A 20,518-nucleotide genomic window follows, 5' to 3' on the forward strand; every position below is an offset into this window, starting at 1 on the left:
GTGTCGTCCCCGCGAACGCGGGGACCCATACCGCGTGATATCTCGGGGGATGTCGCTGTCAGTTGCCGACCTCACTCCCGCCGGTGGTTATGGGTCCCCGCTTTCGCCGGGACGGCGGCGGAGAGCGAGGCGGCAACTCGGCTAGATCGGCTTGCCCGCATACGGCATCGACGCCGTGAGGCCGCCGTCGACCGGGAAGGCCTGGCCGTTGACGTAGGAAGCTTCGTCGCTGGCGAGGAACAGGGCCATGGCGGCGATCTCGTGCGGCTGGCCTGCACGCTTCAGCGGATTGAGCTGACCGATCTTGCCCTCGGTGCCGCGCTCCTTGGCGCCGTCGAAGATCGGCTTGGTCATTCCGGTCTCGATCAGGCCGGGACAGACCGCGTTGATGCGCACGCCGGTGCCGGACAGCGAATAGGCGGTGGTCTGCACCAGGCTGATGACGCCGGCCTTGCTGGCGGCGTAGGGATGGCCGGAGGCGCCGGACTTCAGGCCGGCGACCGAAGCGGTGCAGACGATCGCGCCGCGCTGCTGCCGGACCATGTGCGGCATCGCGTATTTCACCGCCAGGAACGGGCCGATCAGGTTGACGCGCAGGATCTCCTGCCAGTGCTCCACGGTCTGCTCGGCGATCGGCTTCAGCCCGCCGGAGATGCCGGCATTCGCCCAGATCACGTCGAGCTTCCCATAGGTCGCCACCGCGCGATCGATGAAGCCGGAGATGTCGGCCTCGGATCCGGCGTCGGCCATCACCGCTTCCGCGATGCCGCCCTGCTGCTTCACAAGTTCGACCGTCTCCTTGACGCCTTCGGTACGATCGACCGCGATCAGCCGCGCGCCTTCCTTCGTGAACATCAGGGACGCGGCGCGGCCGATGCCGCTGCCGGCGCCGGTGATGATGACGGATTTGCCTTCGAGGCGGCCCATATTTCCTCCTGTGTCGTTGTTGATCAGTTGCGTCCCGCGCAACGGAATTCGAACGCCGTTTCAAACATGCCGGGATCGCCAAGCGGCTTGAGACGACTGATGCCTTCACGTACAGCGAGAGACGAGCCGAGGGAAGGGTGAGCGATGACGGGTGACGGGAGCAAGCCTGCCGTGATCACCACACGTTGGTGGTGGGTGCGCCACGCGCCGGTGCGCAGCGACGGTGGCAACATCTACGGCCAGTCCGATATTGCCTGCGACACCTCCGATCGCGAGGTGTTCGGAGCGGTGGCCAAGATCCTGCCGCGCAGCGCGGTGTGGTATGCGAGCAATCTGATGCGCACGCATCAGACGGCGGAGGCGATCTGGCAGGCCGGTTTTCCGCGCCCCGTTGACATGATCAAGGAAGCCGCCTTCGCCGAGCAGCATCTCGGCCAGTGGCAGGGCATGAACCGCGCGGCGTTCCTGGCGAGCCGCCCCGCCGGCAGCAACTGGTTCGCCGCCATCGACGAGCCGGCCCCGGGCGGCGAGAGCTACATGGATCTGTACACCCGCGTCACCGCCGCGATCGCGCGCATCACGGTGGCGGAAGCCGGCCGCGACGTCATCGCGGTGGGGCATGGCGGCACCATCAAGGCCGCGGTCGGGCTCGCTCTCGGCGGCCTCGTCGAGAAGGGCCTCGCCTTCGACATCGACAATTGCTCGGTGACCCGGCTCGATCACATCGTCGCGGGCGACGTCAGCACCTGGCGCCTGCCGATGGTCAATCAGCAGCCCTGGATCGCCGACGCCGCGCACAAGGCGATGCATCAGCCGGCGGGGCCGGAGGTCACGACGAGCAAGCTGGCGTGAGGACGTTTGTAGCCCGCATAAGCGTAGCGACATGCGGGTTCACCGAGAGAGCTCGTGAGACCCCGGATGTCGCTGCGCTCATCCGGGCTACGCGGTCGGGCCAGCGGCCGCCATCTCGAAGTTCACAACAACACCGTATCCTAAAGTTGGTCGATATCAGCACACCTTTCGCCACACGGCAGTGCACCCTCTCCCCTTGCCGGAGAGGGTGGTATGATCGCGGTCGCGCGATCATACCGGGTGTGCTGCGCCGTCCGACATGCCCTCTCCCCACAAGAGGAGAGGGCACATCAACTGGCACCGTAGAGGAGCAATGCCGACCGTGCGGTGCGCGTTGAACTAACAAAACCTATAACCAGGAGGAACTCCCCATGACCCTGTTCGACATGACCGGCAAGGTGGCCGTCATCACCGGCTCCACCCGCGGCATCGGGCTCGCCATTGCCGAGCGCATGGCCGAGCACGGCGCCAAGGTGGTGATCTCCTCGCGCAAGGCCGATGTCTGCGATGCCGTGGCGAAGAAGATCAACGACCGTCACGGCGCGGGTACGGCGGCCGCGGTCGCCGCCAACATCTCCAGCAAGGAGAACCTGCAGAACCTCGTCGACGAGGCCAACCGCATCTACGGCAAGATCGACGTCCTGGTCTGCAACGCCGCCTCCAATCCCTATTACGGGCCGCTGGCCGGCATCTCCGACGATCAGTTCCGGAAAATCCTCGACAACAACATCGTCGCCAACAACTGGCTGATCAGCATGGTCGTGCCGCAAATGATCGCGCGCAAGGACGGCTCTGTGATCATCGTCTCCTCGATCGGCGGCCTGAAGGGCTCGACCATCCTCGGCGCCTACGCGATCTCCAAGGCGGCCGACATGCAGCTCGCGCGCAATCTCGCCTGCGAATACGGCCCGCACAATGTGCGCGTGAACTGTATCGCGCCCGGCCTGATCAAGACCGACTTCGCCAAGGCACTGTGGGACAATCCGGAGAACCTGAAGGCCTCGACCGCCCGCTCGCCGCTGCTGCGCATCGGCATCCCCGACGAAATCGCGGGGGCCGCGGTGTTCCTGGGATCTGCCGCCGGCAACTTCATGACCGGCCAGACCATGGTGATCGACGGCGGCGCGACGATTAGTTGATCGACCGCTTTCCTCGTAACCCGCGGTGCAGCCACACCCACAATTGTCGTCCCGGCGAACGCCGGGACCCATAACCACCGGCCGGTGTGAGGCAGGCAACTGGCAGTGACATCCCTCGACAGATCACGCGGTATGGATCCCGGCGTTCGCCGGGATGGTGGTGGGTGTCGACGCATCGCGGCAAACGCGGTCGAGCTTGTAGCCCGCATGAGCGTAGCGACATGCGGGTTCACACGAGGAGCACGGGAGAACCCGGATGTCGCTTCCGCCTTCGCCCTTCGGGCTTCGGCGGACAAGTCGCTCATCCGGGCTACAAGGCGATCACTCCACCGCCGCGTACACCACGTCGCGCACCAGCGTGCGCAAATAGTCGCGCTGTCCCGGGGCCTGCGCCATGAACACGCAGAACAGCTCCTCCTTTGGGTCGATCCAGAAGAACGTTCCGGCGATGCCGCTCCAGAAGAAGGTGCCGGGCGAGCCGGGGAAGGGGGCGATGCCGGACACGCGGCGCACCGCGAAGCCGAGGCCGAAGCCGTGACCGGGGGACAGCAGGGTGCCCTGCGTCTTCACTTCGGGGCCGAGATGGTCGGAGGCCATCAGTTCGAGCGTCTTGCGGCCGACCAGCCTGACACCATCGAGGCTGCCCTTGTTGAGCAGCATCGCGCAGAACCGGGCGTAGTCCATCGTGGTCGCGACCAGACCGCCGCCGCCGGATTCCATCACCGGCTGCTCGGTCATCTTGAAAAGATTGACCGCCTCGCCGGTCCACGGGTCCTTGGCGAAGGGCTCGGCCAGCCGGCCTGCATTGGCCTCGCTGGTGAAGAAAGCGGTCTCGTTCATACCGAGGGGTTTCAAGATGCGCTCGGAGAGGAACGTGCCGAGCGACTGACCCGAGACCACCTCGAGGATGCGCCCCAGGATATCGGTCGAGCGGCTGTAGTTGAACTCCGCGCCGGGCTGGCAGATCAGCGGCAGGCCGGCCACGATCGCTGCGTGCTCAGCATTGGTGATCTTGCGGCTGCGCACCCGCGACTGCTGGTAGAGCTGGTGTACCGGCCCGGTGCCGGTGTGCTCGTACGCCAGGCCGGAGGTGTGGCGCAGCAGATCCTGCACCGTCATCGGCTGGGTGACCGGCACCAGCTCGAGCTTGCCACCATTGTCGACGCCGACCTTCTGATCGCCGAACTCGGGGATGAACTTGGCGACGGGATCGGACAGCAGGAGATCGCCGTCCTCGACCAGCATCATGATGCCCAGCGAGACGATCGGCTTGGTCATCGAAAAGATGCGGAAGATCGAATCAGGCCGCATCGGCGTGTCGGCGTCTGGGCCCTGGCGGCCGATGGCGTCGAACCAGCCGATCCGGCCGCGGCGGCCGACCAGCAGGGTCGCGCCGGGAATGGTGCCCTTGTCCGCCTCGCGCTTGAACGCATCGGACGCCCGCTGCAGCCGCGCCGGGGACAGGCCGAGCGCCTCGGGGCGCTCATCCGGCAGCGGCGGGCTCAGGGAGCGGAGCGCGGACAAGGGCGCGGTCGAGGCGGCGGGGGACGGGGTCATGGGCTCTCCCTTGGGCAGTGTTCTCTTGGGCAATGTTGTCGGTTTGCATCAAGTCTGGCGCGGAAGTTGTGGTCTGACCAGTCGATTTGCCCCATTGCACCCTTGCATTCGGGGGGAGGTCTATGCTTGAAAGCGCCCGAACCGGCGACACAGTCCCGGCTCGCTAGGAGTGTAGCTCAATTGGTAGAGCACCGGTCTCCAAAACCGGGGGTTGGGAGTTCGAGCCTCTCCACTCCTGCCAGCGAGATCAAGCACTTAACTCAAAAATCGACGAAGACGGTTTGCCCGGGGCCCGCGATGCGCGAGCCCCGAATGCGTTTTGGCGGGGCCCTATTGCTTCACGTAGGGACAATTGCCGTCCTTCAGCGGCCGGAACGCCTGGTCGCCGGGCACCTCGGCGAGCACCTTGTAATAGTCCCACGGGCCCTTCGACTCCTCCGGCTTCTTGACCTCGAACAGGAACATCGAGTGCACCATGCGGCCGTCCTCGCGGACGACGCCATTGTCGGTGAAGGCGTCGCGCACGGGGGTCTCGCGCATCTTGGCGAGCACCGGCTTGGTGTCGCGGGTACCAGCGGCCTTCACCGCGTTGAGATAGTGCAGGGTGGCGCTGTAGGTCGCGGCCTGGTTCATCGTCGGCATCCGCTTCATCTTGTCGAAGAACCTCTTGCCGAAGGCGCGGGTGCGGTCGTTGAGATCCCAATAATAGGCCTCGGTGATGATCAGGCCCTGCGCGAGCTTCAGGCCGAGGCTGTGGATGTCGGAGATGAACATCACGATGCCGGCGAGGTTCTGGCCGCCGGCGACGATGCCGAACTCGGCCGCCTGCTTGATGGTGTTGATGGTGTCGCCGCCGCCATTGGCCATGCCGATGATCTTGGCCTTGGAGGCCTGCGCCTGCAGCAGGAAGGACGAGAAGTCCTGGTTGTTGAGCGGATGCCTGGCGCTGCCGACCACCTTGCCGCCGGCCGCGCGCACGACGTCGCCGGTGTCGCGCTCGATCGAATGGCCGAACAGATAGTCGGCGGTGATGAAGAACCAGCTGTCGCCGCCGGTCTTGACGATGGCCTGGCCCACGGTGTGGGCGTTGCCGTAGGTGTCGTAGGTCCAGTGGATGGTGTAGGGCGAGCAGGATTTGCCGGTGATGTCGGAGCTCGCGGCGTCCGTCACGATCATCAGCTTCTCGAACTGCTTCGACATCTCCATGCCGGCGAGTGCGGTCGCCGAGGTCGGCATGTCGATGACCATGTCGACGGCCTCGTTCTCGTACCATTTGCGCACGATCGAGGCGGCGATGTCGGCCTTGTTCTGCGGATCGGCGCTGATCACTTCGATCGGCTTGCCGAACATGGTGCCGCCGAACTCCTCGATCGCGAGCTTGGTTGCCTCGAGATTGCCCTGGCCGCCGATGTCCGAATAGACCGACGAGAAGTCGCTGAGCACGCCGATCTTGAGCGGCGCCTGGGCGCGGGCAGGCGCGGCGGTGAGGGTGAGGGCAAGGCCGGCAAAGAGACCGACGGCGGCAAGGCACGTCCGTCCCTTGCCCGTGGCAAAGGTCATGGGTTTCCTCCTGGTTATTATTGTGCCCGCGAGCATGAGCGGCTGTCGCGGGCGCGGCAAGGGCCGGAACCGCCTCGTCACGGGCATTTCGTCTCGGCACCTGCTCAACCTGCCGTGGTGCGGAAATGGCCTGCCGCGGCACGAAAAACCGATGCGGGTCCCGGCAGGCGGGGGCTTGCCGCTGATAGGACCGGGGACACCCGGCCTGCCCATATCTTGACCTCAGGCCGCTCCGACAGTAGATATCGGGGACCTGCAGCCGGCCCGCGGATAGCGGATATCCGGCGCGGCTTTTCACTCCCCGAACAAGCGAGCCCGTGGATTCCGGCTCATCTCTCCGACAAGAGGGTGGGCAGCGGTCGGCTGTTCGGTTTTCCCAGTCAACTCTTCAATCGTCCGATGACGGACGAGGACCCCTGACGATGGCTACAAGCCCGTTCAAGTTCCTGCAGGAAGTGCGCTCGGAGACCGCCAAGGTCTCGTGGCCGAGCCGTCGCGAGGTCACCATCACCACGATCATGGTGTTCGTGATGGTGGCGCTGGCCTCGGTGTTCTTCTTCGCCGCCGATCAGATCATCCGTTATCTCATCACCCTCGTGTTGGGCATCCACTGATGGCAATCGCAACCCAATCGTCCGACAAGCGCTGGTACATCGTCCACGCCTATTCGAACTTCGAGAAGAAGGTCGCTGAGTCGATCCGCGAGCAGGCCAAGCAGCGCAATCTCGAGGATCTGTTCGAGCAGGTGCTGGTGCCGATCGAAAATGTCACCGAGGTGCGCCGCGGCCGCAAGATCAACGCCGAGCGCAAGTTCTTCCCCGGCTACGTGCTGGTGAAGATGAAGCTGACCGACGAGGCGTTTCACCTGATCAAGAACACGCCCAAGGTGACGGGCTTCCTCGGCGCCGAGAACAAGCCGATGCCGATCTCCGAAGGCGAGGCGATGCGCATCCTGAACCAGATGCAGGAAGGCGTGGAGCGGCCGAAGTCGTCGGTGTCGTTCGAGATCGGCGAGAATGTCCGCGTCGCCGACGGCCCGTTCGCCTCGTTCTCCGGCGTGGTCGAGGAAATCGACGAGGCGCGCTCTCGCCTCAAGGTCGCGGTGTCGATCTTCGGCCGCGCCACCCCGGTCGAGCTGGAGTTCAACCAGGTCGAGAAGGTGGTCGGCTAAGGCCGTAGCCCGGATGAGCGCAGCGACATCCGGGTTCCCACAGGTCTCGGCGATGATCCCGGGAGTCGCTGCGCTCGCCGGGGCTACGAAAGGGCCAGCCCTTTCCTTTTCGTCCGATCTCGTGTATCGGGCGCGCTCCGCTCCCCAAATGGGGGGCGATTTCGTTCGTGGGAGGCGCGGCCGGCTTTGCCAGCCGGATCGAAGCGCGCCGGACCACGGTCCCAAACCTCGCCCGAGGGGTTTTGTCGCCCGGAGGGTGGTGCGTTCGCATCAGGCAAACAAGCGAACGCGTTGGAGAGTCCAATGGCAAAGAAAGTAACCGGTTACCTGAAGCTTCAGGTCCCGGCCGGCGCGGCGAACCCGTCGCCCCCCATCGGCCCCGCGCTCGGTCAGCGCGGTCTCAATATCATGGAGTTCTGCAAGGCTTTCAACGCGCAGACCCAGAAGGAAGAGAAGAACACCCCGATCCCGGTGGTCATCACCATTTACGCGGACCGGTCCTTCACCTTCGAGATGAAGACCCCGCCGATGTCCTTCTTCCTCAAGCAGGCCGCCAAGATCCAGTCGGGCTCCAAGGCCCCGGGTCGTGACAAGGCCGGCAAGGTGACCAAGGCGCAGGTGCGCGAGATCGCCGAGAAGAAGATGAAGGACCTGAATTGCGACTCGATCGAGTCGGCCATGAAGATGGTCGAGGGCTCCGCCCGCTCGATGGGTTTGGAAGTTGCGGGGTAAGCGGCCATGGCACTCGGAAAGCGTTTGAAGAAGGCCCGCGAGGGCGTCGACCGCACCAAGCTCTACCCGCTTGCTGATGCGATCAAGATGATCAAGGAGCGCGCCACCTCGAAGTTCGACGAGACCATCGAGGTCGCGATCAACCTCGGCGTGGATCCGCGTCATGCCGACCAGATGGTTCGCGGCGTCGTCATGCTGCCGAACGGCACCGGCCGCACGCTGCGCGTCGGCGTGTTCGCCCGCGGCGCGAAAGCGGAAGAAGCCAAGGCCGCCGGTGCCGACGTGGTCGGTGCGGAGGACCTGGTCGAGAAGGTGCAGAACGGCAACATCGACTTCGACCGTTGTATCGCCACTCCCGACATGATGCCGCTGGTCGGCCGTCTCGGTAAGGTGCTCGGTCCGCGCGGCATGATGCCGAACCCGAAGATCGGCACGGTGACCATGGACGTTACCGGCGCCGTCAAGGGTGCAAAGGGCGGCTCGGTCGAGTTCCGCGTCGAGAAGGCCGGCATCATCCAGGCCGGCGTCGGCAAGGCCTCGTTCACTGAGGACAAGCTGGTGGAGAACATCAAGGCGCTGGCGGACGCGGTCGTGAAGGCCAAGCCGGCAGGCGCCAAGGGCACCTACGTCCAGCGCGTCGCCGTCTCGTCGACGATGGGCCCGGGCGTCAAGGTCGAGCCGGGCACCGTGCTCGCCTAAGCGGCCAAGCATGAGCTAGATTAGGAAGGGCGGGATCGTTCAACGATCCCGCCCTTCGCATTTCGTGGTACCATCCGGCATGCTCGACAAAGTCCTGATCTACTCCCGCCTACCAAAGTCGATGACCCAGCGGTTTTCCGATCGCTTCGACCTTCTCGACACCGGCGGCAAGCCGGCGCGTGAGGTGTTTTCAGCGGAGGAGGTGGCACAGGTCCGGGCGCTGATCACGGCGGGTGCGACGCCGCTCGCGGCCGAGCAAATGGACCGGCTGCCGGCACTCGGGGCGATCGTCTGCTACGGCACCGGCTATGACGGGGTCGACCTGAAGGCGGCGGCGGCGCGCAATATCGCGGTCGGTCACAGCCCCGGCGCTAATGCCGCGGCGGTGGCCGACGTCGCGGTCATGCTGATGCTGGCGAGCACGCGGCGGCTGGTCGTCGCCGACGCCTATGTCCGCGACGGCGGCTGGGCCGGGGCGAAGCCGTCGCCGCTGATGAGGCCGCCGCCGAGCCTCGCTGGCTGCAAGGTCGGCGTCTACGGCATGGGCGCGATCGGCCGCAAGATCGCCGCTCGCGTCGCCGCGTTCGAGACCGAAGTCGGGTATTTCAATCGCACCCGCTATGACGACCTGCCGTACCAGTATGTCTCGAGCCTGGATGCGCTCGCCGAGTGGTGCACCGTGCTGATGGTCGCGGTGCGCGCCAGCGCCGAGACGACCCACGTGGTCAATGCGCATCTGCTGAAGAAGCTCGGCCCGGACGGCCACGTCATCAACATCTCGCGCGGCTCGGTCATCGACCAGCAGGCACTGGTCGCGGCGCTGAAGGACGGCACCATTGCAGGGGCCGGGCTCGACGTGTTCGAGAAGGAACCTCATGCGCCGGATGAACTGACGGCGCTTCCGAATGTCGTGGTGACACCCCATATCGGCGGCAACACCCGTGAGTCGCATGTGGCGATGCAGGCCTGCGTGGTAGCCAATCTCACGGCTTTCTTCGTCGGCGAGAAGCTGCCTTACGCGGTATCCGCATCCTCGGGGGCCTATGAGCGAGTTTAGGAGCTCTTAGCAGGTGGGTCGTGCCGCTAATTGGTGCGATTTTTGCCCTAGGGGGTCTTGGCAATCCGTCATCGACCCGTTAAAGAACCGGCTTCCGGGCGGGTCGGCTGTTGCCGGCGCGCCTGTGCGCGCATTCCGAAAGACGTGGAGAGCCAGCATTCCTTTTGAGGATATCCTTCAGGATTTCTCGGAAGGAAGAAGGATCTTTCTGCTCTCGAAATGCCGCAGGGGAGGTCGGTCAGCCGATCCCCCGAATCCTGTCCGAGACTGCAGGCGCCGGCGCGGAAATCCAATTTCCTCAATGGCTTAATCATCCAGCCTGCATAGACGGGTGAAGACCGGATTTCGGCATGTCCACTGCGCTGGTCGTTGTGGCATGCAGGTTTGGTTCGAACCTCGACACTCCCCGGGCCCAAAAGGCCGCGTGGAAGGGCAGGCTATTCGTCGCCGTTTTGCCTTGCGTGTCCTCGGGGTCATCGGTCCGGAGGTCAGGTTTGGCGGGCGGCGGGTGCAACCCGGCGGTCCCGCTTTCGGGCGAAGGCCGCCAACCGGAGAGAGCTTGCTGTGGAACGAGCGGCAAAAAAAGAGGCGGTCGAGCAACTGCACGAGGTCTTCAAGACCACGGGCGTTGCCGTCGTCGCTCACTATTCCGGCCTTACCGTGGCTCAGATGCAGAACCTGCGCAAGCAGATGAAGCAGGCTGGCGCATCGGTGAAGGTCTCGAAGAACCGTCTCGCCAAAATTGCTCTTGAAGGCACGGACGTCGTCGGCATCGGCCCCCTGTTAAAGGGACCGACCGTGATCGCAACTTCGAACGATCCTGTCGCGGCGCCCAAGGTTGCCATCGAATTCGCCAAGGCGAACGAAAAGTTCGTCATCCTCGGCGGCTCGATGGGCTCAACCGTCCTGAATGTCGACAGCGTCAAGGCTCTCGCCTCGCTGCCGTCGCTGGACGAACTGCGCGGCAAGCTCGTCGGCCTGATCCAGGCTCCGGCGACCAAGCTGGCCCAGCTCGCCAACGCTCCCGCGGCCAAGGTCGCGCGCGTCATTCAGGCTCATGCCTCAAAGGGCGAAGCGGCCTGACGCCCTTCGCAAACACTCACAACCTGGTTTCGAACCGAATCAAATCAAGGAAGTACTCTAATGGCTGACCTGCAGAAGATCGTCGACGACCTCTCGTCCCTCACCGTTCTCGAGGCCGCTGAGCTCGCAAAGCTCCTGGAAGAGAAGTGGGGCGTGTCCGCCGCGGCCGCCGTGGCCGTCGCCGCTCCGGGCGGTGGTGGCGCCGCTGCCGCTCCGGCGGAAGAGAAGACCGAGTTCACCGTTGTCCTGGCTTCGGCCGGCGACAAGAAGATCGAGGTCATCAAGGAAGTCCGCGCCATCACCGGCCTGGGCCTGAAGGAAGCCAAGGACCTCGTCGAGGGTGCTCCGAAGCCGGTCAAGGAAGGCGTCAACAAGGAAGAGGCCGAGAAGATCAAGGGTCAGCTCGAGAAGGCTGGCGCCAAGGTCGAGCTCAAGTAATCGGCGATTTCCGGCGGAGCGCACCGTGGCCTCATGGCTCGGCGGGGCGCTTCCCGGCGATTTCGGTGACCGGGTGGTAAGATCGCCCGGTCATCGTAATGACAAAGACGTTTGCGGGGGTATCCGGATCGGCCGGAATCATTGCAAAAGGCGTGCAACGGTTCAGTCCGTTGCGAGCCGAACACGGAAAAGTGTGGAGATTTGGGGACGTCGCTCTCGAATCTCGACTAATGTCAACCCATATTGGGTCGGCAGCACGAAAAGCCGGTTTTGGCGATGGAGTGGCGTCTCCGTCGTAAGCCGTTGGGAGATAGGCAATTTCGGGCTTTTGCAGTCCGTGACGAACTGGTTCTGACGAGCGGGTGCGCCCTCGCGCCTCGCGCGTCGTTTTGCGTTTTGGTGGTCTGAAGAACAGATCTGGGACGTTTCCGTTCCGCGTTCCGTTCCTCCGACCTTCGAAATGGATCGAAATTCAACCCGGGACGGCGGTGGCAGCCGCTGTTTCGGAAGGATCGCCCCTTCGGGCGACGACATGAGAGGCCACGATGGCGCAGCAGACATTCACCGGTCGCAAACGTGTTCGCAAGTTCTTTGGACACATCAAGGAAGTCGCGGAGATGCCGAACCTCATTGAGGTTCAGAAGGCGTCCTACGACCAGTTCCTGATGGTGGACGAGCCCACGGGCGGGCGGCCGGATGAGGGCCTGCAGGCGGTGTTCCGCTCGGTGTTCCCGATCTCGGACTTCTCCGGCACCTCGATGCTGGAGTTCGTCCGCTACGAGTTCGAGCCGCCGAAATATGACGTCGACGAGTGCCGCCAGCGCGGCATGACCTTCGCTGCGCCGCTCAAGGTGACGCTGCGCCTCATCGTGTTCGATATCGACGAGGAGACCGGCGCGAAGTCGGTCAAGGACATCAAGGAGCAGGACGTGTACATGGGCGACATCCCGCTCATGACCATGAACGGCACCTTCATCGTCAACGGCACCGAGCGCGTCATCGTCTCGCAGATGCACCGTTCGCCGGGCGTGTTCTTCGACCATGACAAGGGCAAGACCCATTCGTCCGGCAAGCTCTTGTTCGCCGCCCGCGTCATCCCGTATCGCGGCTCCTGGCTCGACATCGAGTTCGACGCCAAGGACATCGTGTTCGCGCGCATCGACCGTCGCCGCAAGCTGCCGGTGACGTCGCTGATGTTCGCGCTCGGCCTCGACGGCGAGCAGATCCTGGCGACCTTCTACAAGAAGCTGATCTACAAGCGCATCAAGGAAGGCTGGCGCGTTCCGTTCGACGCCAACCGTTTCCGCGGCTATTCGACCGTCAACGACCTGATCGACGCCGACACCGGCAAGGTCGTGCTCGAGGCCGGCAAGAAGCTCACCGTCCGCGCCGCCCGCCAGCTCCAGGAGAAGGGGCTGAAGGCGCTGCGCATGTCGGACGAGGAGCTGCTCGGCAACTACATCGCCGAGGATCTCGTGAACCCGAAGACCGGCGAGATCTACGCCGAGGCCGGCGAGGAGATCACCGACAAGCTGTTCAAGGTGCTGAACGAGCAGGGCTACAAGGACCTGCCGCTGCTCGACATCGACCACGTCAATGTCGGTCCCTACATCCGCAACACGCTGTCGGCCGACAAGAACATGACGCGTGAGGACGCGCTGTTCGACATCTATCGCGTGATGCGTCCGGGCGAGCCGCCGACACTCGATTCCGCGCAGGCGATGTTCCAGTCGCTGTTCTTCGACGCCGAGCGCTACGACCTCTCCGCGGTCGGCCGCGTCAAGATGAACATGCGCCTCGAGCTCGATGCGCCGGACACCCAGCGCACGCTGCGCAAGGAGGACATCCTCGCGGTCATCAAGACCCTTGTGGACCTGCGCGACGGCAAGGGCGAGATCGACGACATCGACCATCTCGGCAACCGCCGCGTCCGCTCGGTCGGCGAGCTGATGGAGAACCAATACCGCATCGGTCTCTTGCGCATGGAGCGCGCCATCAAGGAGCGCATGTCGAGCGTCGACATCGACACCGTGATGCCGCAGGACCTGATCAACGCCAAGCCGGCCGCGGCCGCGGTGCGCGAGTTCTTCGGCTCGTCGCAGCTGTCGCAGTTCATGGACCAGACCAACCCGCTGTCGGAGATCACCCACAAGCGCCGCCTGTCGGCGCTTGGACCGGGCGGTCTGACCCGCGAGCGCGCCGGCTTCGAGGTGCGCGACGTGCATCCGACGCATTACGGCCGCATCTGCCCGATCGAGACGCCGGAAGGTCCGAACATCGGCCTGATCAACTCGCTGGCGACGTTCGCCCGCGTCAACAAGTATGGCTTCGTCGAGACGCCGTACCGCAAGGTCAAGGACGGCCGCGTCACCGACGAGGTGGTGTATCTGTCCGCCATGGAGGAGGGGCGCTACCGCGTCGCGCAGGCCAACGTGCCGCTCGATGCCAAGGGCCGCTTCACCGAGGACCTCGTGGTCTGCCGTCATGCCGGCGAAGTCGTGCCGATGACGCCGGACAAGGTCGACTACATGGACGTGTCTCCGAAGCAGCTGGTTTCGGTCGCCGCGGCGCTGATTCCGTTCCTTGAGAACGACGACGCCAACCGCGCGCTGATGGGCTCGAACATGCAGCGCCAGGCGGTGCCGCTGGTTCGCGCCGAGGCGCCGTTCGTCGGCACCGGCATGGAAGGCGTGGTCGCTCGTGACTCGGGTGCCGCGATCGCGGCGCGCCGTTCGGGCGTGATCGACCAGATCGACGCCACCCGCGTCGTCATCCGCGCCACCGAAGATCTCGATCCGACCAAGTCGGGCGTCGACATCTACCGGCTGATGAAGTTCCAGCGCTCCAACCAGTCGACCTGCATCAACCAGCGTCCGCTGGTGAAGGTCGGCGACATCGTCAAGAAGGGCGACATCATCGCCGACGGTCCCTCGACCGATCTCGGCGAGCTCGCGCTCGGCCGCAACGTGCTGGTCGCGTTCATGCCGTGGAACGGCTACAACTTCGAAGACTCGATCCTGCTCTCCGAGCGGATCGTGAAGGAGGACGTCTTCACCTCGATCCACATCGAGGAGTTCGAGGTGATGGCCCGCGACACCAAGCTGGGTCCGGAGGAAATCACGCGCGACATTCCGAACGTGTCGGAAGAGGCGCTGAAGAACCTCGACGAAGCCGGCATCGTCTATATCGGCGCGGAAGTGCGTGCCGGCGACATCCTGGTCGGCAAGATCACGCCGAAGGGCGAGAGCCCGATGACGCCGGAAGAGAAGCTGCTGCGCGCCATCTTCGGTGAGAAGGCCTCGGATGTCCGCGACACCTCGCTGCGGGTGCCGCCGGGCGTGCAGGGCACGATCGTCGAGGTCCGCGTGTTCAACCGCCACGGCGTCGACAAAGATGAGCGTGCGCTGGCGATCGAGCGGGAAGAGATCGAGCGTCTCGCCAAGGACCGTGACGACGAGCAGGCGATCCTGGACCGCAACGTCTACAGCCGTCTCGCCGACATGCTGGATGGCCGCCAGGGCATCTCCGGCCCGAAGGGGTTCAAGAAGGACACCAAGATCACCCGTGCGGTGCTCGACGAGTATCCGAAGTCGCAGTGGTGGCTGTTCGCGGCGTCGAACGACAAGCTGATGGCCGAGATCGAGGCCATGCGGAAGCAGTACGACGAGTCGAAGAAGGGCCTCGAGCAGCGCTTCCTCGACAAGGTCGAGAAGCTGCAGCGCGGCGACGAGCTGCCGCCGGGCGTCATGAAGATGGTCAAGGTCTTCGTCGCTGTGAAGCGCAAGATCCAGCCGGGCGACAAGATGGCCGGCCGTCACGGCAACAAGGGCGTCGTCTCCAAGATCGTTCCGATCGAGGACATGCCGTTCCTGGAGGACGGCACCCATGCGGACATCGTGCTGAACCCGCTGGGCGTGCCCTCGCGCATGAACGTCGGCCAGATCCTCGAGACCCATCTCGGCTGGGCCTGCGCCGGCCTCGGCAAGCGCATCGCCCAGACGGTCGATGCCTATCTGTCGAAGCAGGACGTCAAGCCGCTGAAGGAGACCTTGAAGCGGATCTATGGTGAGGACGAGACCATCAAGACGCTCAACGACAATGAGCTTCTTGAACTCGGTCACAATCTGAGCCGCGGCGTGCCGATCGCCACCCCAGTGTTCGACGGTGCCAAGGAGAGCGACATCGAGGAGATGTTGAAGCTCGCCGGAATGGATGCGTCCGGCCAGTCGACCGTCTATGACGGCCGCACCGGCGACCCGTTCGATCGCAAGGTCACCGTCGGCTACATCTACATGCTGAAGCTGCACCATCTGGTCGACGACAAGATCCATGCGCGTTCGATCGGCCCGTACTCGCTGGTCACCCAGCAGCCGCTGGGCGGAAAGGCCCAGTTCGGCGGCCAGCGCTTCGGCGAAATGGAGGTGTGGGCGCTCGAAGCCTATGGCGCGGCCTACACGCTGCAGGAGATGCTGACGGTGAAGTCGGACGACGTCGCCGGCCGCACCAAGGTCTACGAGGCGATCGTGCGCGGCGACGACACGTTCGAGGCCGGTATTCCGGAATCGTTCAACGTGCTGGTCAAGGAAATGCGCTCGCTCGGCCTCAACGTCGACCTGCACAACTCCAAGCTCGGACCGGCGCCGACGTCGGAAGCCGCCGAGTAGTTCAAGCGATCAAGCCCGGCCGCCTCAAGCGGCCGGGTGCAGGCGCCTTCCTCCCGCGGGTCGGGGCAGGGCGCCCTCTGCTGAGAGATTTTCGAATTTGCGGCTGACCCCCGATCGGTCCGCGAGGAGAATACGATGAACCAAGAAATTATGAATCTCTTCAATCCGACGACTCCGGCTCAGGTCTTCGACCAGATCCGGATCTCGATCGCATCGCCGGAAAAGATTCTGTCCTGGTCCTACGGCGAGATCAAGAAGCCGGAAACGATCAACTACCGCACCTTCAAGCCGGAGCGCGACGGTCTGTTCTGCGCCCGCATCTTCGGGCCGATCAAGGACTACGAGTGCTTGTGCGGCAAGTACAAGCGGATGAAGTACAAGGGCATCATCTGCGAGAAGTGCTCGGTCGAGGTGACGCTGTCGCGCGTCCGGCGCGAGCGCATGGGCCACATCGAGCTCGCCGCCCCCGTCGCGCACATCTGGTTCCTGAAGTCGCTGCCGTCGCGCATCGGCCTCCTGCTGGACATGACGCTGAAGGATCTCGAGCGGATCCTGTACTTCGAATACTACGTCGTCCTCGAGCCGGGTCTGACCGCGCTCAAGGACCGGCAGCTGCTGTCCGAGGACGAATACCTCAAGGCGCAGGACGAATACGGCCAGGACAGCTTCACCGCCATGATCGGCGCCGAGGCCATCCGTGAGCTGCTGCGCGGCCTCGAGCTGGAGAAGCTCGAGCAGACGCTGCGTGCCGAGATGCAGGAGACCGACTCCGACATCAAGCACAAGAAGCTCGCCAAGCGCCTGAAGATCGTCGAGGCCTTCCGCCACTCCGGCAACAAGCCGGAATGGATGATCATGACCGTCGTTCCGGTGATCCCGCCGGATCTGCGGCCGCTGGTGCCGCTCGATGGCGGCCGCTTCGCGACCTCGGATCTCAACGACCTCTATCGCCGCGTCATCAACCGCAACAACCGCCTGAAGCGGCTGATGGAGCTGCGCGCGCCGGATATCATCATCCGCAACGAGAAGCGCATGCTTCAGGAGGCGGTGGATGCGCTGTTCGACAACGGCCGCCGCGGCCGCGTCATCACCGGCGCCAACAAGCGTCCGTTGAAGTCGCTCGCCGACATGCTCAAGGGCAAGCAGGGCCGCTTCCGTCAGAACCTGCTCGGCAAGCGCGTCGACTATTCCGGCCGCTCGGTCATCGTCGTCGGTCCCGAGCTGCGCCTGCATCAGTGCGGCCTGCCGAAGAAGATGGCGCTCGAGCTGTTCAAGCCGTTCATCTACTCACGGCTCGACGCCAAGGGCCTGTCGACCACCGTCAAGCAGGCCAAGAAGCTGGTCGAGAAGGAGCGTCCGGAGGTCTGGGACATCCTTGACGAGGTCATCCGCGAGCATCCGGTGCTGCTGAACCGCGCGCCGACGCTGCATCGCCTCGGCATTCAGGCGTTCGAGCCGGTGCTGATCGAGGGCAAGGCGATCCAGCTGCATCCGCTGGTCTGCTCGGCCTTCAACGCCGACTTCGACGGCGACCAGATGGCCGTGCACGTCCCGCTGTCGCTCGAAGCGCAGCTGGAAGCGCGCGTCCTGATGATGTCGACCAACAACATCCTGCATCCGGCGAACGGCCAGCCAATCATCGTGCCGTCGCAGGACATCGTTCTCGGCCTCTACTACGTCTCGATCATGCGCGAAGGCATGCCCGGTCAGGGCATGACGTTCGGCAACATGGCCGAGCTCGAGCATGCGCTGCACGCCAAGGCTATCCATCTCCACAGCAAGATCAAGTATCGCTGGGAAGGGATGAACGAGGAAGGCAAGATCGCCAAGCGCTGGATCGAGACCACCGCGGGCCGCGTCATGCTCGGCAACCTCCTGCCGAAGCATCCGCGCGTGACCTTCGAGGTCATCAACAAGCTGATGACCAAGCGCGAGATCTCGGGCGTCATCGATCAGGTCTACCGTCACTGCGGTCAGAAGGAGACGGTGATCTTCTGCGACCGCATCATGGCGCTCGGCTTCTACAACGCCTTCAAGGCGGGCATCTCGTTCGGCAAGGACGACATGGTCGTGCCGGCCGGCAAGTGGAAGATCGTGGACACGACGCGTACGCTGGCGAAGGACTTCGAGCAGCAGTACAATGACGGCCTGATCACCCATGGCGAGAAGTATAACAAGGTCGTCGACGCCTGGTCGAAGGCCTCGGAAGAGATCGCCAAGGAGATGATGAAGGAGATCTCCGTCACCAAGAAGACGGCGACGGGGGCCGATGCCGACATCAACTCGATCTACATGATGTCTCACTCCGGTGCGCGTGGTTCGCCGGCACAGATGCGTCAGCTCGCCGGCATGCGCGGCCTGATGGCCAAGCCGTCGGGTGAGATCATCGAGACGCCGATCATCTCGAACTTCAAGGAAGGCCTCTCGGTTCTCGAGTACTTCAACTCGACTCACGGCGCCCGCAAGGGTCTCGCGGACACCGCGTTGAAGACCGCGAACTCGGGCTACCTGACCCGTCGTCTGGTCGACGTCGCGCAGGACTGCATCATCACGCAGGACGATTGCGGCACCCATCTCGGCATCAAGATGCGCGCGATCGTCGACGCCGGCACGCTGGTGGCCTCGCTCGGCTCGCGTATCCTCGGTCGCGTGCCTTGCGACGACGTGCGCGATCCCGCCACCAATGCGGTGCTGGTCAAGGCCGGCACCTTGATGGAGGAGAGCCACATCGACGCCATCCAGCAGGCCGGCGTGCAGGAGGTGAAGATCCGTTCGGCGCTGACCTGCGAGCTGGTCAACGGCATCTGCAAGATGTGCTACGGCCGCGACCTCGCGCGCGGTACGCCGGTCAACCATGGTGAGGCTGTCGGCGTCATCGCCGCGCAGTCGATCGGTGAGCCCGGCACCCAGCTGACGATGCGCACCTTCCACATCGGCGGCGCGGCGCAGCTGAACGAGCAGTCCTTCGTGGAATCGAACTTCGAAGGCAAGGTGGTCATCCGCAACAAGGCGATCGCTCGCAACAGCGAGGGTCACCTGATTGCGATGGTCCGCAACATGGTCGTGACGATCGTCGACCCCGACGGCACCGAGCGTGCGACGCACCGTATCCAGTACGGTTCGCGCATGCATGTGGACGACGGCGACATGATCAAGCGCGGCCAGCGCATCGCCGAGTGGGATCCTTACACCCGCCCGATCCTCACCGAGGCGGAGGGCACGATCGGGTTCGAGGATCTCACCGAAGGTCTGTCGATCTCGGAGACGCTCGACGAGTCCACCGGTATCGCCAAGCGCGTGGTCATCGACTGGCGTGGAACGCGCGGTGGCGCGGATCTGCGTCCGGCGATCGTGATCAAGGGCAAGGACGGCAAGGTGCTCAAGCTCGCCCGTGGCGGCGATGCCCGCTACATGCTGTCGGTCGACGCCATTCTGTCGGTCGACATCGGGGCGACGGTCAAGCCGGGCGACATCCTGGCGCGTATCTCGACCGAGAGCGCCAAGACGCGCGACATCACCGGCGGTCTGCCGCGGGTAGCGGAGCTGTTCGAAGCGCGCAAGCCGAAGGATGCCGCGATCATCGCCGAGATCGCCGGTACCATCCGGTTCGGCCGCGACTACAAGAACAAGCGTCGCATCTCGATCGAGCCGGTGGACAAGACCGAGGAGGCACGCGAGTACCTGATCCCGAAGGGCAAGCACATCCACCTTCAGGATGGCGACATCGTCGAGAAGGGTGACTTCATCGTCGAAGGCAACCCGGCGCCGCACGACATCCTGGCGATCAAGGGCATCGAGGAGCTCGCGGCCTATCTCGTCAACGAGATCCAGGAGGTCTACCGGCTGCAGGGCGTGCTCATCAACGACAAGCACATCGAGGTGATTGTCCGTCAGATGCTGCAGAAGATCGAGGTCACCGACCAGGGCGACACCGACATGATCGCCGGCGAGCAGGTCGACAAGATCGAGTTCGACGCGCTGAACGCGAAGGCGCAGGAGGAGGGCAAGAAGCCCGCCTCCGGCAATCCGGTTCTGCTCGGCATCACCAAGGCGAGCTTGCAGACCCGGTCGTTCTTCTCGGCGGCCTCGTTCCAGGAGACCACCCGCGTTCTCACCGAGGCGGCGGTGAACGGCAAGATCGATCCGCTCGAGGGTCTCAAGGAGAACGTCATCGTCGGCCGTCTCATCCCGGCCGGCACCGGCGCCTCCATGGCTCGCATCCGCGAGGTCGCTCTCAAGCGCGACAAGCTGATTCTCGACGAGCGCGAGAAGCAGGCCGCGATCGTGCCGTCGCAGCCCGAGCCGCAGCCGCTGGCGTTGCCGCCCGCGGAGTGAACAGAACGCTGCGGCAGCGCCTGACGGTGTCCGGTGCTGCCGTCCGTTCATCGACCTTAGAAAAGGCCGGCATTCGCCGGCCTTTTTTTGACAAGATATTCTCCCGTTGCCGCGCTGCTGCCCCGTTGTTCATCTTCCCTTCAGGCACAAAGGCGCTTCTGGGAGCATCAGATCCGCTGAGCTGATTCCCGTCCACTGCCGTGGCGCTGCGCCGATTTGCTCGGGCGCAAACCCTGTGCGGGCCGGATAGGCTATGGCCGATCGAGCCCCGAGGGTGGCAGGACCCGTGATACGGACGACCGGC

General features: G+C 64.3%; 14 protein-coding genes and 1 tRNA gene. 12 read left to right on the top strand and 3 right to left on the bottom strand.

Features of this window, described 5'->3' with window-relative positions:
- Nucleotides 1–141 precede the first annotated feature (141 nt).
- The gene (locus BRADO_RS14245) at nucleotides 142–927 is read right to left on the bottom strand and encodes an SDR family NAD(P)-dependent oxidoreductase (protein ID WP_011926036.1); all 786 of its coding nucleotides are present in this window, start codon (nucleotides 925–927) and stop codon (nucleotides 142–144) included.
- 144 nt (nucleotides 928–1,071) lie between these two features.
- On the opposite strand from BRADO_RS14245, the gene BRADO_RS14250 reads away from it, so the two are divergent.
- Nucleotides 1,072–1,779, top strand: coding sequence for a histidine phosphatase family protein (locus BRADO_RS14250; protein WP_011926037.1), 708 nt, complete (start codon nucleotides 1,072–1,074; stop codon nucleotides 1,777–1,779).
- 371 nt (nucleotides 1,780–2,150) lie between these two features.
- Nucleotides 2,151–2,918 carry an SDR family NAD(P)-dependent oxidoreductase gene (locus BRADO_RS14255; RefSeq protein ID WP_011926038.1) on the top strand — a complete coding sequence of 256 codons (768 nt, stop codon included), beginning with the start codon at nucleotides 2,151–2,153 and terminating at the stop codon, nucleotides 2,916–2,918.
- Nucleotides 2,919–3,239: 321 nt separating this feature from the next.
- On the opposite strand, the gene BRADO_RS14260 is transcribed toward BRADO_RS14255, so the two are convergent.
- The gene (locus BRADO_RS14260) at nucleotides 3,240–4,475 is read right to left on the bottom strand and encodes a serine hydrolase (RefSeq protein ID WP_011926039.1); all 1,236 of its coding nucleotides are present in this window, start codon (nucleotides 4,473–4,475) and stop codon (nucleotides 3,240–3,242) included.
- A gap of 165 nt (nucleotides 4,476–4,640) precedes the next feature.
- On the opposite strand from BRADO_RS14260, the gene BRADO_RS14265 reads away from it, so the two are divergent.
- Nucleotides 4,641–4,716: transfer RNA gene (locus BRADO_RS14265), tRNA-Trp, on the top strand.
- An 89-nt stretch (nucleotides 4,717–4,805) separates the two neighbouring features.
- Here the strand turns inward: BRADO_RS14265 and BRADO_RS14270 are convergent.
- Complete coding sequence (locus BRADO_RS14270; protein WP_011926040.1) at nucleotides 4,806–6,035, bottom strand: ABC transporter substrate-binding protein; 1,230 nt, start codon at nucleotides 6,033–6,035, stop codon at nucleotides 4,806–4,808.
- A gap of 422 nt (nucleotides 6,036–6,457) precedes the next feature.
- On the opposite strand from BRADO_RS14270, the gene secE reads away from it, so the two are divergent.
- The 9 genes from secE to rpoC all read left to right on the top strand — a co-directional run bounded on the left by secE (nucleotide 6,458) and on the right by rpoC (nucleotide 20,214).
- Nucleotides 6,458–6,649, top strand: coding sequence for a preprotein translocase subunit SecE (gene secE / locus BRADO_RS14275; RefSeq protein WP_006611822.1), 192 nt, complete (start codon nucleotides 6,458–6,460; stop codon nucleotides 6,647–6,649).
- Nucleotides 6,649–7,206, top strand: coding sequence for a transcription termination/antitermination protein NusG (gene nusG, locus BRADO_RS14280; protein ID WP_009031827.1), 558 nt, complete (start codon nucleotides 6,649–6,651; stop codon nucleotides 7,204–7,206). Before secE ends, nusG begins: the two co-directional genes overlap by 1 nt.
- A gap of 303 nt (nucleotides 7,207–7,509) precedes the next feature.
- On the top strand, nucleotides 7,510–7,938 hold the full coding sequence (rplK, locus tag BRADO_RS14285; protein WP_006611824.1) for a 50S ribosomal protein L11: 429 nt from the start codon (nucleotides 7,510–7,512) through the stop codon (nucleotides 7,936–7,938).
- Between the two features lie 6 nt (nucleotides 7,939–7,944).
- A complete protein-coding gene (gene rplA, locus BRADO_RS14290) occupies nucleotides 7,945–8,637 on the top strand; it encodes a 50S ribosomal protein L1 (RefSeq protein ID WP_011926041.1) in 693 nt (230 codons plus the stop codon).
- Nucleotides 8,638–8,716: 79 nt separating this feature from the next.
- Entirely contained in the window at nucleotides 8,717–9,694 is a 978-nt protein-coding gene (locus tag BRADO_RS14295) for a 2-hydroxyacid dehydrogenase (RefSeq protein WP_041756496.1), read from the top strand.
- Nucleotides 9,695–10,258: 564 nt separating this feature from the next.
- Nucleotides 10,259–10,777: a 50S ribosomal protein L10 gene (gene rplJ / locus BRADO_RS14300; protein ID WP_008963452.1), complete on the top strand. Its 519-nt coding sequence runs from the start codon at nucleotides 10,259–10,261 to the stop codon at nucleotides 10,775–10,777.
- A 60-nt stretch (nucleotides 10,778–10,837) separates the two neighbouring features.
- Nucleotides 10,838–11,215, top strand: coding sequence for a 50S ribosomal protein L7/L12 (gene rplL / locus BRADO_RS14305; RefSeq protein WP_011926044.1), 378 nt, complete (start codon nucleotides 10,838–10,840; stop codon nucleotides 11,213–11,215).
- Nucleotides 11,216–11,760: 545 nt separating this feature from the next.
- On the top strand, nucleotides 11,761–15,879 hold the full coding sequence (rpoB, locus tag BRADO_RS14310; protein WP_011926045.1) for a DNA-directed RNA polymerase subunit beta: 4,119 nt from the start codon (nucleotides 11,761–11,763) through the stop codon (nucleotides 15,877–15,879).
- Nucleotides 15,880–16,014: 135 nt separating this feature from the next.
- Nucleotides 16,015–20,214 carry a DNA-directed RNA polymerase subunit beta' gene (rpoC, locus tag BRADO_RS14315; protein ID WP_011926046.1) on the top strand — a complete coding sequence of 1,400 codons (4,200 nt, stop codon included), beginning with the start codon at nucleotides 16,015–16,017 and terminating at the stop codon, nucleotides 20,212–20,214.
- Nucleotides 20,215–20,518 lie beyond the last annotated feature (304 nt).

Source organism: Bradyrhizobium sp. ORS 278 (assembly GCF_000026145.1).
In the GTDB taxonomy this organism is placed as follows: Bacteria; Pseudomonadota; Alphaproteobacteria; order Rhizobiales; family Xanthobacteraceae; genus Bradyrhizobium.

What these genes read in the sequence shown, in the direction of transcription:
- BRADO_RS14245 (WP_011926036.1), bottom strand. Translation starts at nt 927, where the DNA reads ATGGGCCGCCTCGAAGGCAAATCCGTCATCATCACCGGCGCCGGCAGC.
- BRADO_RS14250 (WP_011926037.1), top strand. Translation starts at nt 1,072, where the DNA reads ATGACGGGTGACGGGAGCAAGCCTGCCGTGATCACCACACGTTGGTGG.
- BRADO_RS14255 (WP_011926038.1), top strand. Translation starts at nt 2,151, where the DNA reads ATGACCCTGTTCGACATGACCGGCAAGGTGGCCGTCATCACCGGCTCC.
- BRADO_RS14260 (WP_011926039.1), bottom strand. Translation starts at nt 4,475, where the DNA reads ATGACCCCGTCCCCCGCCGCCTCGACCGCGCCCTTGTCCGCGCTCCGC.
- BRADO_RS14270 (WP_011926040.1), bottom strand. Translation starts at nt 6,035, where the DNA reads ATGACCTTTGCCACGGGCAAGGGACGGACGTGCCTTGCCGCCGTCGGT.
- secE (WP_006611822.1), top strand. Translation starts at nt 6,458, where the DNA reads ATGGCTACAAGCCCGTTCAAGTTCCTGCAGGAAGTGCGCTCGGAGACC.
- nusG (WP_009031827.1), top strand. Translation starts at nt 6,649, where the DNA reads ATGGCAATCGCAACCCAATCGTCCGACAAGCGCTGGTACATCGTCCAC.
- rplK (WP_006611824.1), top strand. Translation starts at nt 7,510, where the DNA reads ATGGCAAAGAAAGTAACCGGTTACCTGAAGCTTCAGGTCCCGGCCGGC.
- rplA (WP_011926041.1), top strand. Translation starts at nt 7,945, where the DNA reads ATGGCACTCGGAAAGCGTTTGAAGAAGGCCCGCGAGGGCGTCGACCGC.
- BRADO_RS14295 (WP_041756496.1), top strand. Translation starts at nt 8,717, where the DNA reads ATGCTCGACAAAGTCCTGATCTACTCCCGCCTACCAAAGTCGATGACC.
- rplL (WP_011926044.1), top strand. Translation starts at nt 10,838, where the DNA reads ATGGCTGACCTGCAGAAGATCGTCGACGACCTCTCGTCCCTCACCGTT.
- rpoB (WP_011926045.1), top strand. Translation starts at nt 11,761, where the DNA reads ATGGCGCAGCAGACATTCACCGGTCGCAAACGTGTTCGCAAGTTCTTT.
- rpoC (WP_011926046.1), top strand. Translation starts at nt 16,015, where the DNA reads ATGAACCAAGAAATTATGAATCTCTTCAATCCGACGACTCCGGCTCAG.